Below are 15,302 nucleotides of genomic sequence, written 5' to 3'. Positions count from 1 at the left end.
TTGAGTTCTCAGCCATGAGCCCCTTGCGCGTTATCTTTGCCGGCACGCCAGAATTTGCCGCACATCATCTAGAGGCGCTACTCGGCAGCCAACACCAAGTGGTGGCGGTTTTTACCCAGCCTGATAGACCCGCTGGGCGCGGAAAAAAATTACAGGCAAGCCCGGTAAAAACCTTGGCACTCAGCCACAATTTGCCGGTGCACCAGCCTATTCACTTAAAAACACCCGAAGACCAAGCGCTGGTGGAGCAATATCAGGCCGATGTGATGGTGGTTGTGGCTTACGGACTATTGCTACCGAAGGCGGTGTTAAGCCTGCCGAGGCTGGGTTGCATTAATGTACACGCCTCGCTCTTGCCTAGGTGGCGCGGCGCGGCGCCAATACAGCGCGCCATTCAGGCCGGCGATACCGAAACGGGTGTCACCATCATGCAGATGGATGTGGGGCTGGATACTGGCGATATGCTCGCCGTCAGCCGCTGCCCCATCGAGCCAACCACCACGGCAGCCGAATTACACGATCAACTTTGCGCAATTGGTTGCCCCGCGCTAATAGACACACTCAATCAACTGGCCGACAACAGCGTCAAGCCGGTGCCACAAGACCACAACAAGGCCAATTACGCCCATAAACTCAGCAAAGAAGAAGCGCAAATAGACTGGCGCCAACCTGCAGACACAATTGATCGCTTGATTCGCGCCTTTAACCCCTTCCCTGTGGCGTTTACCTTATTGGGCGAAGAGCGACTGAGGATATGGCAAGCCGCCGTGGTGTCAGAGCAAACATCGGCACCACCGGGCTCCATTGTTTCGTCTGAACAGTACGGTAGCAAAAGCCGCCTTGTGATTGCCTGTGGAGCAGGTCAGTTGGCGCTCACTTCGGTGCAGTTGCCCGGCAAAAAGGCACTCGCCATCGCCGATTTGCTCGCCGGTAGCAGCGCTAAATTTGCCGAGGGGACTCAGTTCATCTCGGCCGAGCCGGCCGATGAATAGCCGCGCCATTGCCGCGCTCTGCCTCGCTGATCTTCTCAATAAAGGCCATTCCTTATCGGCGCTGCTACCGATTTACCTAGCTAGGACCCAAGCCCGAGACAAGGGCTTGGTACAGGAATTGTGTTTTGGCGCCTGCCGGTGGTTTTACCGCTATAACCCAATCATTCAAGCCCTGCTCGCCAAGCCCTTTAAACCCAAGGATGCCGATATTCATGCGCTGCTGCTGTTGGGTATCTACCAAATCGAGCACCTGCGTGTACCCGATCACGCCGCCCTGTCCGATACCGTAGAAGCCTGTCGCGACCTAAAAAAGGATTGGGCGACAAAACTGGTGAACGGCGTTTTACGCAATTTTTTGCGTCAGAAAGACACCTTACTGGCGACGGCACAGGGCAGTCACCCTAAATGGATCGAAAAAGCTATTCGCAGTCATTGGCCGGAGAATGCCGACGCTATTTTAGCGGCCAATAATCAGCACCCACCGCTGTCATTGCGCCTAGCACCTTGGATCAATCGCCAAGCCTATATCGATCAACTGGCCGCGCAATCACTGGTGGCCAAGCCTGGGCAAATGGCCGCCAACAGCATTGAGCTGGAAACTTTGGTGGACGTAACCAGCCTGCCGGGCTTCAATCAGGGCGATCTCAGCGTTCAAGATGAGGCAGCGCAATTAGCTGGCGAGCTGTTGCCGTTAAAAGATGGCGATAGAGTGCTCGATTGTTGTTGTGCGCCGGGCGGCAAAACGCTGCATTTACTGCAAGCGGCTAAAGTAGACGTGGTTGCCATCGATGTAGAAGCTAAACGCTTAACCCGAGTCAGAGAAAATCTACATCGCGCTAAGCAACAGGCAAAAATTATTTGTGGCGATGCCGCTAAGCCGGCAAGCTGGTGGGATAACAAACCGTTTGATCACATTCTGTTAGATGCGCCCTGCTCCGCCACCGGCGTGATTCGCCGCCACCCCGATATCAAGCTACTGCGTAAACCCGCTGATATTGCTAAGCTGGCGACCCTGCAAGGTGACATACTCGAGGCCAATTGGGCACTGTTAAAGGCAGGCGGCTATTTGTTGTACGCAACCTGTTCCGTGATGCCGGAAGAAAATACACAAGTGATCGAAGCGTTTTTGGCGCGCACCGCCGATGCAAAAGAACAAAAAATCGACGCCAGTTGGGGTGTAGAACAAAGCGCGGGCCGACAAATTTTACCGGGCCAACACAATAGCGACGGCTTCTACTATTGTTTGCTGCATAAACAAAAATAAGGGTTTCACGCATCCATGAAGATTATTATTTTAGGTGCAGGCCAAGTAGGCGGCACGCTCGCCGTGAATCTCGCCAGTGAAGCAAATGACATCACCGTGGTCGATACAGATCCAGCGCTGCTGGAAGATCTGCGCGATAGAATCGATATTGGCGTGGTCACCGGTAGCGCCTCGCACCCCAATGTACTGATTAGCGCCGGTATTGAAGATGCCGATATGTTGGTGGCCGTCACCAGCAACGACGAAATCAACATGATTGCCTGCCAAGTAGCGCATAGCCTGTTTCGCACGCCAACCAAAATTGCTCGGGTTCGCTCCCAGGCCTATTTGTCTCAGGGCAACCTGTTCAGTAATGAAGTGATCCCCATCGATGTGTTGATCAGCCCCGAGCGATTAGTTTCCGATTATATTTTTCGTTTGATTGAACATCCAGGTGCGTTGCAAGTGCTCGACTTCGCCGAGGGGCGGGTGCAACTCGTTGCCGTGCGCGCCTACTATGGTGGTCCGTTAGTCGGCCAAGAGTTGCGTTACATGCGCCAACATATGCCCTCGGTGGATACCCGCGTAGCCGCCGTCTACCGACGCGGCAAAGCCATCATGCCCGAAGGTTCGACGGTGATAGAAGCCGATGACGAAGTTTTTTTCATCGCCGCGAAAGCGGATATTCGTGCGGTGATGAGCGAATTGCGGCGCCTGGAAAGCTCTTACAAGCGCATCATCATCGCCGGCGGTGGCAATATCGGTTCGCGCCTCGCCCTGCAATTGGAAAAGCGCTACTCGGTAAAAATTATCGAATTTAATGAAGCGCGCTGTAATCGGCTTTCGGAAGAATTGGAAGATACCGTGGTGCTGCTCGGCAGCGCCTCTGATCAAGATTTACTGCTGGAAGAAAATATCGAAGATACCGATGTGTTTCTGGCACTCACCAACGACGATGAAGCGAACATCATGTCGTCGATGCTCGCCAAGCGACTCGGCGCGCGCAAGGTTATGGCCTTGATCAACAATCCCGCTTATGTCGACCTGGTTCAAGGCGGCGAAATTGATATCGCCATTAGCCCGCAAACCACCACCATCGGCAGCTTGCTCACCCATGTTCGGCGCGGCGACATGGTGAACGTGCACTCGCTGCGTCGCGGTGCAGCAGAAGCGATAGAAGTGATTGCCCACGGCGACAGTAAAACCTCGAAAGTGGTTGGCCGCGCCATCGAAGATATCGATCTGCCCGAGGGCGCGAGTATCGGCGCCATTGTGCGCGAGCACGACACCGGTAGTGAGGTCATCATTGCGCACGATAATGTGGTGGTGCAAACCGGCGACCACGTGATTGTTTTTCTCGTCAATAAAAAATACACCAAAGACGTGGAGCGTTTGTTCCAAGTCGGCTTCTCTTTCTTTTAACGGGCAGCCACTATGCATTTCTCCGTTATTTTTCGCGTGCTTGGCGTTTTGCTGATGATTTTCAGCTTAACCTTGTTGCCCCCTATCGGCTTTTCAATTTGGTATGACGACGGGCACCACTACGCATTTTTAACCGCCTTTCTCATTACTATTTGCACGGGTCTGGCCATTTGGTTACCGGTTCACAGAGCCCGCCACGATTTACAAACCCGCGACGGGTTTTTAATTACCGCCCTATTTTGGTCTGTGTTGGGGCTCTTCGGTTCACTACCCTTTTATATCAGTGAAGAGTTAAACGCATCCTTTACCGATGCTCTGTTCGAGTCCATGTCTGGCCTCACCACCACCGGCGCCACAGTTTTTACCGGCTTGGATTTTTTACCTAAATCTATTTTGTACTACCGGCAGCAACTGCAGTGGCTCGGCGGCATCGGTATTATCGTCATCGCCGTGGCTATCTTGCCAATGCTAGGTATCGGGGGCATGCAGCTGTATCGCGCCGAGACGCCGGGGCCAGTAAAAGACAACAAACTCACACCGCGCATTACCGAAACAGCCAAGGCACTTTTTTTCATGTATTTAGGCCTTACTGTGTTATGTGCACTGGCCTATAGATTCGCCGGCATGACCGAATTTGATGCCGTCGGGCACGCTTTTTCGACAGTGGCGATTGGCGGGTTTTCCACCCACGATGCCAGCATCGGTTATTTTAATAGCCCGCTTATTATGGGCATCTGTACCTTTTTTATGTTTTTTGCCGGGATCAATTTCGCGCTGCATTTTGTTGGCTGGCGCGCCCGTAGCTTACGGCATTATTTTACCGACCCGGAGTTTCGCTTCTATGCGGGCTGGGTGTTAGTCGGCATGGTCATTACCGTTTTGTATTTGTACGGTACTGGGACCTACGGATTTTTTGATAGCTTAATGCACGGCAGCTTTGAGTTTGTCTCGGTGTTAACTACCACCGGTTTTGGCACCGCAGACTTCAGTTCTTGGCCAACTTTTTTGCCCTTTATGTTATTTCTGTTTGCGTTTATGGGTGGCTGTGGCGGCTCGACCGCTGGCGGCATGAAGGTCATGCGGGTCATGCTAATTTGTAAGCAGGGCTACAGGGAAATTAAGCGCTTAATTCACCCGAGCGCGATTTTTCCGATAAAAGTTGGCAAAAAAACCGTGCACAATCGCGTCATCGAAGCCGTGTGGAGTTTTTTCGCGGTGTTTATTATTAGCGTGATGGTGATGTTTTTAGCGCTGCTCGCTACCGGGCTCGATTTCATCACCGCCTTTTCTGCGGTAGGAGCCTGCATCACCAATTTGGGCCCGGGCATGGGCGATGTGGCGGCCCACTACGGCAACATTAACGACCCAGCCAAATGGATTCTATGCTTCGCAATGCTACTTGGGCGCTTAGAGGTATTCACTTTGTTGGTGTTGTTTTCGCCGATGTTTTGGCGCCGTTAAATTTTCTTTTTTACGTAGCGTTTCGGCTCGCCTGGCAGTAGCCGACGATAGCGCTTGTACTCCCACTGATATTGCTCGGGCGCTGATAGCACAAGTTGCTCGATACTTTGGTTTAGACCGCTAAGCGATTGCTCTAGGTTATCGGCATAGATATCTGCCACTGGCTCTTGAATCACAATTTCAAATCCGGCGGCATTTCGTAAACACGCTGCAATCACAACCCGGCAACCAGTGCGTTGGATAAGGTTGTGAATTAAGGTCATGGTAAAAGCCTGTACACCAAAGAAAGGCGCAAATTCGCCTCCCGCCTTTTCAGGCACCTGATCCGGCAACACCCCGGTCGAGCCGCCCTGCTTTAAGGATTTAAACAAACCCATTACACCCTGTCGGTTGGTGGGCAGTATTTTGGTGCCGTACGACTCGCGCCTATCCAGCATGAGCTGATTCACCGCCGCCGACGGACCAGGCTGATATAACACAGTCAGTGGTGTTTGTTGCTGCAGATAAAAGCCCAATAGTTCCCAGTTGCCGATGTGCGGCGCGAGAAAGACCACGCCTGCCTGTTGGTCAATGACTTGATCTAGCAAGGCTTGGCTTTCGGGCTTTATAGCGATAGTTTGCGCCAACTTTGACCAAGGCTGAGTCCAGACTTTGGCCAATTCGAACGCCATGAATAAGGTGTGCGAGAGGCTATCAACGGTCAATTGCCGGCGTTGTGCATCGGTCAAATCTGGCTGTGCCAAGCGCAAGTTTTCATCGGTGGTACAAGCACTGCGAGCATCGAGTCTCAACATTATCTTAGCGCCCAGTGTCGATAAGCCCCAAGCCGCGGGTTTGGGGATAAGTGCCACAGCAAGGAGCAGGCCTTTTAACAGGCGAGTTTTAAACAACAATTTCGGCTTCGCCATATTTTAATCAGAGCAGTGGATTGTGACATTGGATGCGAAGATTACCGTAAAAACGCCTCTGCAGCCAAAGTCTGCACTTACACCCTCGCCGCCACCCCGCTATAATTCCCGCCTTTCTATTGATTCGATTGCGATTGCCTGGAGGCAAAGTGTCTAATTCCAAGTCTGGTGCTGCACCTGACGTAAGCACCTTTCAGGGTCTGATCTTAGCCCTGCAACAATATTGGGCCGAGCAAGGCTGTGTGATTCTTCAACCGCTAGACATGGAAGTGGGCGCTGGTACTTTTCACCCAGCTACCTTCTTGCGCGCTATCGGCCCTGAAACTTGGAACAGTGCCTACGTACAACCTTGCCGCCGGCCAACCGATGGCCGCTACGGGGAAAACCCCAACCGCCTGCAGCACTACTACCAATTTCAGGTGGTGATGAAGCCCTCGCCAGACAATATTCAAGATCTTTACCTCGGCTCTCTAAAACACCTAGGCCTGGATACCTTAGTACACGACATCCGCTTCGTGGAAGATAACTGGGAGTCGCCCACCTTAGGCGCCTGGGGCCTTGGCTGGGAAGTGTGGTTGAACGGTATGGAAGTCACCCAGTTTACCTACTTCCAGCAGGTCGGCGGCTTAGAGTGCTACCCGGTAACCGGCGAGATAACCTACGGTATCGAACGCATCGCCATGTACTTACAGGGCGTAGATTCCATTTACGATCTGGTATGGACCATCGGCCCAGACGGCAAAAAAGTCACCTATGGCGATGTGTTCCATCAAAATGAAGTTGAAATGTCACACTTCAATTTTGAAGAGGCCAACGTTGAGTTTATGTTTAAGAGCTTCGACACCTACGAAGCCGAAAGCCAGCGCCTGATCGAAAAAGGCTTGCCGCTACCGGCCTATGAAATGGTGATGAAGGCCTCGCATGCGTTTAATTTACTCGACGCCCGGCACGCTATTTCAGTAACCGAGCGCCAGCGTTTTATTCTCCGGGTTCGCACCTTGGCGCGCGCCGTGGCACAAGCCTATTTCGATGCCCGCAAAAATTTAGGTTTCCCTCTCGCCGAGCCAGCCTTACGCGATGAAGTACTCGCCGCCAGTGGAGAAAGCAAATGACTCAGCAAACCTTTTTAGTTGAACTCGGCACGGAAGAGTTGCCACCCAAGGCGCTGCGTAAATTATCCGAAGCCTTTTCCGATAGTATCGTCGCTAGCCTAAAAGCCCGGGGCTTAGAATTCGGCGCCGTCACACCCTACGCCGCACCGCGCCGTTTGGCGTTGCGTATCGAGCAGCTGCCCGCACAAACACCGGTCACCCAAGCGGAAGTTTGGGGCCCACCGGCGAAAATTGCCTTTGATAACGACGGCAACCCCAGTAAAGCCGGCTTAGCCTTTGCGGAAAAAAATAACGTTGCACTCGATGCCGTATCCGTAAAAAACGACGGTAAGGCCGACAAGTTATTTTTGCAGGTTGATCAAGGTGGCGAAGCCGTAACACAGCTGCTCGCGCCTATGGTCACTAAAGCGCTGGCCGACTTACCCATTCCAAAGCGCATGCGCTGGGGCGCAAAGCGCGACGAATTTGTGCGCCCGGTTCATTGGTTGGTGATGCTCTACGGTAGCGATATCGTCAGCGGCCAAGTGATGGGCCTAACTGCGGGCAGAGCTACCCGTGGGCACCGCTTCCATTTCAACTATAGCCTCGATATTCAACACGCCGACGATTATGCCGCGCAACTGAAGTCAACGGCATTTGTGCTCGCCGATTTTGAAGAGCGTAAGGCACTCATTACCCAGCAGGTCAATGCGGCTGCAGCAAAGATTAACGGTGTCGCTCACATGGAGCCGGCGCTGTTAGAAGAAGTGACCGCCTTAGTAGAGTGGCCTGTGGCACTTGCGGGTAAATTTGAAGAAAGATTTTTGTCGGTACCGGCGGAAGCGCTTATCTCGTCGATGGGCGAACACCAAAAGTATTTTCATGTACTCGATGCTAACCAACAGTTGATGCCCTATTTCATTACTGTAGCCAATATCGAAAGCAAAGACCCGCAGCAGGTCATTAGCGGTAACGAACGGGTTATTCGCCCGCGTTTATCCGATGCGGCTTTCTTTTTTGACACCGATAAAAAAGTATCGCTAGAAAGTTTGCGCGAGCGTTTGAAGTCTATCGTGTTTCAAGCACAGCTCGGTTCTATTTTTGACAAAACCGAACGCGTCGCCGGCTTAGCACAAGCCATTGCCCAGCAGCTTAACGCCAACGCAGATTTAGCAAAGCGTGCCGGTCAATTGTGCAAAAGCGATCTTGTTACCAACATGGTAGGCGAATTCGATACCATGCAAGGCATTGCCGGCTACTACTACGCCATTAACGATGGTGAAGACGCCGAAGTGGCACGGGCCTTACAGGAACAGTATTTACCGCGCTTCGCCGGCGATGTGTTGCCCGACACTATGACCGGTACTATTCTCGCCCTAGCCGATAGACTGGACACGCTCACCGGTATTTTCGGTATCGGCCAATTGCCAACCGGCTCCAAAGATCCCTTTGCCTTGCGTCGTGCCAGTTTAGGTGCCTTGCGCTTGCTAGTTGAAAAGCAATTGCCGCTGGATTTAAACGCGCTGTTAACCGCTGCGGTAGCGCAACATAAGGATTTAAAAGCCGACGCCAAGGATTTGGTTAATAGCGTACAAAGCTACATGCTCGAACGCTTTGTGGCATGGTACGAGGATGAAAACTTTGCTCCTGAAATTTTTATGGCGGTCAGCGCCAAACAACTTTCGGTGCCCTTGGATATCGATAACCGCGTTCGAGCGGTAAAACAGTTTGGCGACTTACCCGCAGCCCAAGCCCTAGCGGCGGCCAATAAACGCGTGGCAAATATTCTGGCCAAGCTCGATAGCGAACCCTCGGATCAAATTGTAGAGACGTTATTAGTCGAACCCGCTGAAAAAATATTGGCAGAGCAGATTGCGCTGCAAAAGGCCAAGACTCAACCCATGTTTGCTAGTAGCAAATTCACCGAGGCTCTCACCAGCTTGGCGGATCTTCAGCCCGCCGTGGATGCGTTCTTCGATCAGGTGATGGTAATGGCCGACGACGAAGCCGTGCGCAATAACCGCTTGGCGCTATTGATGCAGCTGCGAAATTTGTTTTTACAAATCGCGGATATTTCCCTGTTGGTCCCCGCTAAGTAACACAGAGGCTCTATGACCAACTCCGGATTTAAGCTTGTTATTCTCGATCGCGATGGGGTGATCAACCAAGACTCAGACGCCTTTGTTAAATCAGTGAATGAGTGGATTCCCATCCCCGGTAGTATTGAGGCCATTGCAGAGCTCAGCCGTGCTGGCTTTACCGTGGTGGTGGCCACCAATCAATCTGGCTTATCGAGAGGCTTGTTCGATCTCGATGATTTAGAGGCGATGCATGCCAAGCTGGCCCAGTTGGTTGAAGAGCAAGGCGGCTCTATGGCCGCGGTGTTTTACTGCCCACACGGCCCCGATGATCAATGCAATTGCCGCAAGCCTAAGCCTGGCCTTATAGACGCTATCGAAGCAGAGTTTGATACCAGTGCCGAAGGTGTGCCTTTAGTGGGCGATAGCTTGCGCGATTTGGAAGCGGGCTTAACCAAGGGCTGCCTGCCCATTCTGGTGCGCACGGGTAAAGGCGCGGCGACCGAGCAAAAATTACAGCAAGCGCCTGTGGAAAGCCTCGTTAATGTTAAGGTCTTCGACTCTCTTTTGGACGCTCTACCTTTTATAAAGGACGTTTACGGACAAGCATGTTAATTCTTCGGAATCTGTTATTTTTTACCGCCTATTGGCTATCGCTGCCTATTTTTAGCATCGCCGGGCTCGTTATTTGGCCGGTCACATCATTCCATCGGCGCACCCATGTGGTAACCCTGTGGAATCGCTTCGTGATTTGGTGGGCCAAGGTGATTTGCGGTATTAAGTACGAAGTGGTTGGCTTGGAAAATCTGCCTAAAAAGCCCAGCGTTATCATGGCCAATCATCAATCCGCTTGGGAGACACTGATACTGCAATACTTGTTTCAGCCCGCTTCCACCGTGCTCAAACAAGAGCTATTAAATATTCCTGTTTTTGGTTGGGGTCTGCGCGCCATGGAGCCCATTGCCATCGACCGCAGCAACCCACGGGAAGCGTTAAAAGCCGTTAAGCAAGGTGGCGTTGCGCGCCTTAATGCCGGCAACCACGTGTTAATCTTCCCCGAAGGCACGCGTAAAGCCCCCGGCGAGCTCGGCAGTTTCGCCCGTTCCGGCGCCGACATCGCCTGCGCCGGTGGCTTCGATATTATCCCCGTGGCACACAACGCCGGTACCTGCTGGCCGACGCGCCGCTGGATTAAACAGCCGGGCAAGATAACCCTATTCATCGGCGCGCCCATCAGCACTGTGGATCAGAACAGTAAGGCTGTTACTGAGCAGGCTAGAAATTGGATAGCCAGCAGAATAAACTCTGTAACTCTTTGATTTATAAATATAAAAAAGCAGCCAATAGGCTGCTTTTTTTGATTAAGCTGAAGCAACATCAAATATCTAAGTTACCGACGTTGAGGGCATTATTTTCAATAAACTCACGGCGCGGTTCAACTTGATCACCCATTAAACAGGTAAATATTTGATCGGCGGCGATGGCGTCTTCGATGGTCACTTTTAACATCCGACGACATTCAGGGTCCATAGTGGTTTCCCACAATTGGCCTGGGTTCATCTCACCCAACCCTTTATAGCGCTGAATGTTGTAGCCGCGCCGGGATTCGGTCATTAGCCAATTTAACGCGTCCTTGAAGCTGGTAGTGGCAAAGGTGCGTTCACCGCGCTTCATGTAGCCGCCCTCTTCAAACAAGCCATCTAACTTCAAACCGAGATCAACTATGGATTGATATTCCTTCGAGCTGAAGAAATCCATGCCCACTTCGTACTCGGTGGGTACACCGTGCGCGATGATTTCAACTTTTGGTTCGAATATTGGGCGCTCTGGGTTGGCCTCTGCGCGAGCAACATAGCGGTGGGTACCGGTTTCTTTGGCCGATAGGGACTCGGATAATTTAACGCACCAATCGGCTACCGCTTGCTGATCCTTCAGCGATTCCACCGACAATTGAGGAATGTAAATTAGGCTTTCCAATACGTCCGTTGGGTAGACTCGCGCCAAACGATCGATAATACGCATCACCCGACGATACTCATCAACCAGGCTCGCCAGTGGTTCGCCACTAATACCCGGGGCATCGGTATTAACATGGAGGCTGGAATTCTCCATGGCTGCTTGGGTCAAATATGCCGTTAGTGCTTCATCATCCTTTAAGTATTGCTCTTGCTTACCTTTGGCAATCTTATACAGCGGCGGTTGAGCGATAAATATATGGCCGCGCTCTACCAGTTCGCGCATTTGACGGAAAAAGAAGGTCAGTAACAGTGTGCGGATGTGCGATCCATCCACGTCGGCATCGGTCATGATGATGATGGAGTGATAGCGCAGTTTTTCCGGGTTGAATTCTGTATTGCCAATGCCACAGCCTAGTGCTGTGATGAGCGTTCCCACTTCCTGAGACGACAACATCTTGTCAAAGCGTGCTTTTTCAACGTTTAGAATCTTACCTTTGAGCGGTAATATTGCCTGCGTGCGGCGGTCGCGCCCCTGCTTAGCAGAACCACCCGCGGAATCACCCTCCACTAAGTAGAGTTCAGATAGAGCAGGGTCTTTTTCTTGGCAATCCGCCAACTTGCCCGGTAAACCTGCAATGTCTAAGGCGCCTTTACGGCGGGTCATTTCGCGCGCTTTGCGGGCTGCTTCGCGCGCGCGCGCTGCATCTATCATCTTGCCGACGATAGCCTTGGCCTCGCCCGGGTTCTCGAGTAGATAATCGTTAAACGCCAAACCCATTTCCTGTTCCACAGCGGTTTTCACCTCTGACGACACAAGCTTGTCTTTGGTTTGGGAGGAGAACTTTGGATCGGGCACCTTGACGGAGATAATACCGGTCAAACCTTCGCGGGCATCGTCGCCGGTGGTTGCCACCTTGGCATTTTTGCCTAGGCCTTCGCGCTCAATATAACCATTCAATCCGCGGGTAAGCGCGGCTCTAAAGCCCGCCAAATGGGTGCCACCGTCGCGCTGGGGGATGTTATTGGTATAACAGTAGATGTTTTCTTGGAAACTATCGTTCCACTGCAGTGCCACTTCAACCGTAATGCCGTCTTCCCGTACATTGGTAAAGTGCATTACCTTATTAATCGGGGTTTTAGCGGTATTTAAATACTCTACAAAGGCATGGAGGCCACCAGCGTACTCATAAGCCTCCTCTTTGCCGCTGCGCTCGTCCTTCAGAACGATACGTACACCTGAGTTTAAGAAAGACAGCTCGCGCAGGCGCTTAGCCAAATAGTCGTAATGGAATTCAATATTGGTGAAGGTGTTCGACGAAGGCTTGAAATAGACCTGGGTGCCGTTGGTTTTTGAATCGCCAACCACTTCTAAGGGCCCTTGGGGCACGCCGTGCTGGTAAACCTGCTCGTGGATCTTGCCACCGCGGCGAATAGTCAGCTTTAACTCTTCTGAAAGGGCGTTAACCACGGATACACCCACACCGTGTAGGCCGCCAGACACCTTATAGGTGTTGTCATCAAACTTACCGCCAGCGTGTAGCACGGTCATGATCACTTCCGCTGCAGAAACACCTTCATCGTGCATTTCTGTTGGGATACCACGGCCGTTATCGGAGACAGTAATAGACTCATTGGGATGAATTACCACGCGGATTTCGGTGCAATGGCCAGCTAAAGCCTCGTCAATAGAGTTATCGACAACCTCAAACACCATATGGTGTAGGCCCGTACCATCATCCGTATCCCCAATGTACATACCAGGACGTTTACGTACGGCGTCTAGGCCTTTTAAGACCTTAATACTGGACGAGTCGTAATTCTTTTGTTCCGACATCATGTCACTCCAACTAATCGTTATTTATAGGTGTCGCAGTTACGCTTCCCTGTTCCACGTGAAACACTTTCCGGGGAACAGCCAATAGATCCCAAACACTTTCCAGGTCCTTACGGGAAACCCCCGTAATAAACACCTGGCTATCCAACTCAATTAACCACTTCGCCAAACGAAGCCTATGCTCTTCATCTAACTCTGACGGCAAATCGTCTATGAGATAGATACAATCCTTGCCAGTAAGTTGCTTAAACACCCTGCCGGCACAAATCCGCAGGGCACAAACAAACAGCTTTTGCTGTCCTCTGGACAAAACCTCGGCCGCTGGCATTTTACCGAGCCGCAGCCTGAGATCGGCACGATGGGGGCCTGCGCTGGTATGACCTAGCTGGCCATCCCGAGCAAAATTTAGTTGCAGTATCTCAGCCAGAGAAACACCCTCCTCCCAGCCACCAAAGTAACTAATAGTAACGGAAGATAAGGCGGGTAAATCCTGCAAGAGCAGCGCTAACTCCTGGTTAAACAGGGTAAAAACCTCTTCTCTTAATAGATGTAAGGTTTCTGCGTTACGTGCTAATTCTATATCCCAAGGTGCTAATAAATCAGCGCTTATTCTACCAGATCGCAGCAAACTATTCCGTTGTTTCAGGGCTTGCCTGGCTTGCCGCCACGCCGGGAGAAACTCATGTTTCACGTGAAACACTAACCAATCAAGAAACTGGCGCCTTTCGAGGGGGCCACCAACCAGTAATTCAAAGGTTTCTGAAAATATAGCTTGCAGCGGTAAAATCTTTGCCAGCTCTGCAGCTGACGGCACCGATTGACCATCTAACCGAAAGCTATCGGCGCTGCGGCTGTTGCGCTCTACGCCAAGCTTGCGCACCACGCCATCGTCACCCGACAACTTGCCGAATACCGTGACGCCGGTACTGCCCTGCTGAATCAATGGTTTTAACTTGTGCGAACGGAATGAGCGGCCACGACCCAAGACAGAGATAGCTTCGAGAATACTGGTTTTACCGGCGCCATTTTCTCCGTAGAAAAGATTCACCCGTGGGTGTAGCGCCAATTCAGCGGATTCGATGTTACGGAAATTGAGGATATGAAGGGCGCTTAAAGGCATACACAATACCGGCAATAGTGCCCAATACAGGCGCTACTGCCGGTGTAGATTCTTCTATAGACGCATTGGCATAACAACGTAAGCAGAGTCACCATTCTCGGGTTCTTCCAACAAGGCGCTGCTGTTTGAGTCCGCTAGGGTGATTTTCACATTGTCGGTATTCAAGACATTGGTTACATCGAGCAGGTAGCTAACATTAAAACCAATTTCCATGGACTCACCGGCGTAATCCACTGTCACCGTCTCTTCTGCTTCTTCTTGTTCAGGGTTATTGGCCACAATGGTTAATTGACCGGCATCAATCTGCAAGCGAACACCACGGTATTTTTCGTTAGATAAAATCGCCGTGCGACCAAAAGCCTGCTTAAGCTCGTCTCTAACGCCAATAATCACCCGCGAACCGCCCTTAGGCAGTACCCGCTCGTAATCGGGGAATTTGCCATCCACCAACTTAGACGTAAAGGTAAAGTCGGCAGTAACTGCGCGAATATGGCTCGCACCCAGTTTAATTTCCGCCACGTTATCGCCATCACCCAACAAACGGGCTAACTCAATAACTCCTTTACGCGGTAATATGGCTTGGATTTTTTCGGGGCTTTGGATATCCATAGGGCGTGTGCACATAGCCAAACGGTGACCGTCTGTGGAGACGACACGAAGTTGACCCTGGGTAACCTCCCACAGCATACCATTCAAGTAATAACGCACATCTTGCTGCGCCATAGCGAAGGCTGTGCGATCAATTAAACGTTTAATGTCTTTCTGTGCGCAGGTGAACTGCAAATCTGAAGGTGCATCTTCCACATTAGGGAAGTCATTGGCTGGCAAGGTCGAGAGAGTAAAGCGGCTACGGCCACTCTTAACAATCAACTTTTGGCTATCTTCTATAAATTCGATGTTGGCTGAATCCGGTAAGGATCGGCAAATATCCACTAGCTTGCGCGCCGGGACCGTAATCTCACCAGATTCGCCAGGCTGATCCAGCTGAATTCGACCAACTATCTCAACTTCTAAATCCGTACCCGTTAAGGACAACTTGTCGCCCTCTAACACAATAAGTACATTGGAAAGGACTGGTAAAGTTTGACGACGCTCGACAACACCCGCCACTAACTGCAAAGGTTTTAGGAGCGAATCTCGGGATACAGTAAATCTCATAACCGGTCTCTTTTTATAGGCCTAATGGTGAGCTGGA

12 protein-coding genes are annotated in these 15,302 nt (G+C 51.5%); 8 read left to right on the top strand and 4 right to left on the bottom strand.

The window, feature by feature from the left end:
- The first annotated feature begins 14 nt into the window (after positions 1 to 14).
- The 4 genes from fmt to QWY82_RS04215 are packed head-to-tail and all read left to right on the top strand — an operon-like array spanning position 15 to position 5,118.
- Positions 15 to 992, top strand: coding sequence for a methionyl-tRNA formyltransferase (fmt, locus tag QWY82_RS04230; RefSeq protein ID WP_290260207.1), 978 nt, complete (start codon positions 15 to 17; stop codon positions 990 to 992).
- Complete coding sequence (rsmB, locus tag QWY82_RS04225; protein WP_290260206.1) at positions 985 to 2,256, top strand: 16S rRNA (cytosine(967)-C(5))-methyltransferase RsmB; 1,272 nt, start codon at positions 985 to 987, stop codon at positions 2,254 to 2,256. The genes fmt and rsmB overlap by 8 nt, the downstream gene beginning before the upstream one ends.
- Positions 2,257 to 2,271: 15 nt before the next feature.
- Entirely contained in the window at positions 2,272 to 3,657 is a 1,386-nt protein-coding gene (trkA, locus tag QWY82_RS04220; RefSeq protein ID WP_290260204.1) for a Trk system potassium transporter TrkA, read from the top strand.
- Between the two features lie 12 nt (positions 3,658 to 3,669).
- Complete coding sequence (locus tag QWY82_RS04215; RefSeq protein ID WP_290260202.1) at positions 3,670 to 5,118, top strand: TrkH family potassium uptake protein; 1,449 nt, start codon at positions 3,670 to 3,672, stop codon at positions 5,116 to 5,118.
- On the opposite strand, the gene QWY82_RS04210 is transcribed toward QWY82_RS04215, so the two are convergent.
- Positions 5,115 to 6,026 carry a lysophospholipid acyltransferase family protein gene (locus QWY82_RS04210; RefSeq protein ID WP_290260199.1) on the bottom strand — a complete coding sequence of 304 codons (912 nt, stop codon included), beginning with the start codon at positions 6,024 to 6,026 and terminating at the stop codon, positions 5,115 to 5,117. The two genes, QWY82_RS04215 and QWY82_RS04210, sit on opposite strands and share 4 nt — an antisense overlap.
- Positions 6,027 to 6,175: 149 nt before the next feature.
- Between QWY82_RS04210 and glyQ the strand changes: the two genes are divergently transcribed.
- The 4 genes from glyQ to QWY82_RS04190 are packed head-to-tail and all read left to right on the top strand — an operon-like array spanning position 6,176 to position 10,514.
- Positions 6,176 to 7,138: a glycine--tRNA ligase subunit alpha gene (gene glyQ, locus QWY82_RS04205; RefSeq protein ID WP_290260197.1), complete on the top strand. Its 963-nt coding sequence runs from the start codon at positions 6,176 to 6,178 to the stop codon at positions 7,136 to 7,138.
- Positions 7,135 to 9,216 (top strand): glycine--tRNA ligase subunit beta, encoded by a 2,082-nt coding sequence (gene glyS, locus QWY82_RS04200; RefSeq protein ID WP_290260196.1) that lies wholly within the window; start codon positions 7,135 to 7,137, stop codon positions 9,214 to 9,216. Before glyQ ends, glyS begins: the two co-directional genes overlap by 4 nt.
- 12 nt (positions 9,217 to 9,228) lie before the next feature.
- Positions 9,229 to 9,810, top strand: a complete 582-nt coding sequence (gmhB, locus tag QWY82_RS04195; protein WP_290260195.1) for a D-glycero-beta-D-manno-heptose 1,7-bisphosphate 7-phosphatase — start codon at positions 9,229 to 9,231, stop codon at positions 9,808 to 9,810.
- Entirely contained in the window at positions 9,804 to 10,514 is a 711-nt protein-coding gene (locus QWY82_RS04190) for a lysophospholipid acyltransferase family protein (protein ID WP_290260194.1), read from the top strand. The genes gmhB and QWY82_RS04190 overlap by 7 nt, the downstream gene beginning before the upstream one ends.
- A gap of 58 nt (positions 10,515 to 10,572) precedes the next feature.
- Here the strand turns inward: QWY82_RS04190 and gyrB are convergent, their stop codons facing one another.
- Genes gyrB through dnaN form a run of 3 tightly spaced genes read right to left on the bottom strand, consistent with a single transcriptional unit; the run spans position 10,573 to position 15,265 of the window.
- Positions 10,573 to 12,990 carry a DNA topoisomerase (ATP-hydrolyzing) subunit B gene (gyrB, locus tag QWY82_RS04185; RefSeq protein ID WP_380736103.1) on the bottom strand — a complete coding sequence of 806 codons (2,418 nt, stop codon included), beginning with the start codon at positions 12,988 to 12,990 and terminating at the stop codon, positions 10,573 to 10,575.
- A gap of 10 nt (positions 12,991 to 13,000) precedes the next feature.
- Positions 13,001 to 14,107 carry a DNA replication/repair protein RecF gene (gene recF, locus QWY82_RS04180; protein WP_290260193.1) on the bottom strand — a complete coding sequence of 369 codons (1,107 nt, stop codon included), beginning with the start codon at positions 14,105 to 14,107 and terminating at the stop codon, positions 13,001 to 13,003.
- 54 nt (positions 14,108 to 14,161) lie between these two features.
- Positions 14,162 to 15,265 carry a DNA polymerase III subunit beta gene (gene dnaN / locus QWY82_RS04175; protein ID WP_290260192.1) on the bottom strand — a complete coding sequence of 368 codons (1,104 nt, stop codon included), beginning with the start codon at positions 15,263 to 15,265 and terminating at the stop codon, positions 14,162 to 14,164.
- Between the last annotated feature and the right edge of the window lie 37 nt (positions 15,266 to 15,302).

This window comes from Simiduia curdlanivorans (assembly GCF_030409605.1).
Taxonomy (GTDB): domain Bacteria; phylum Pseudomonadota; class Gammaproteobacteria; order Pseudomonadales; family Cellvibrionaceae; genus Simiduia; species Simiduia curdlanivorans.
The sequence above is the reverse complement of the archived record's forward strand: the minus strand, read 5'-3'. Positions and strand labels throughout refer to the sequence as shown.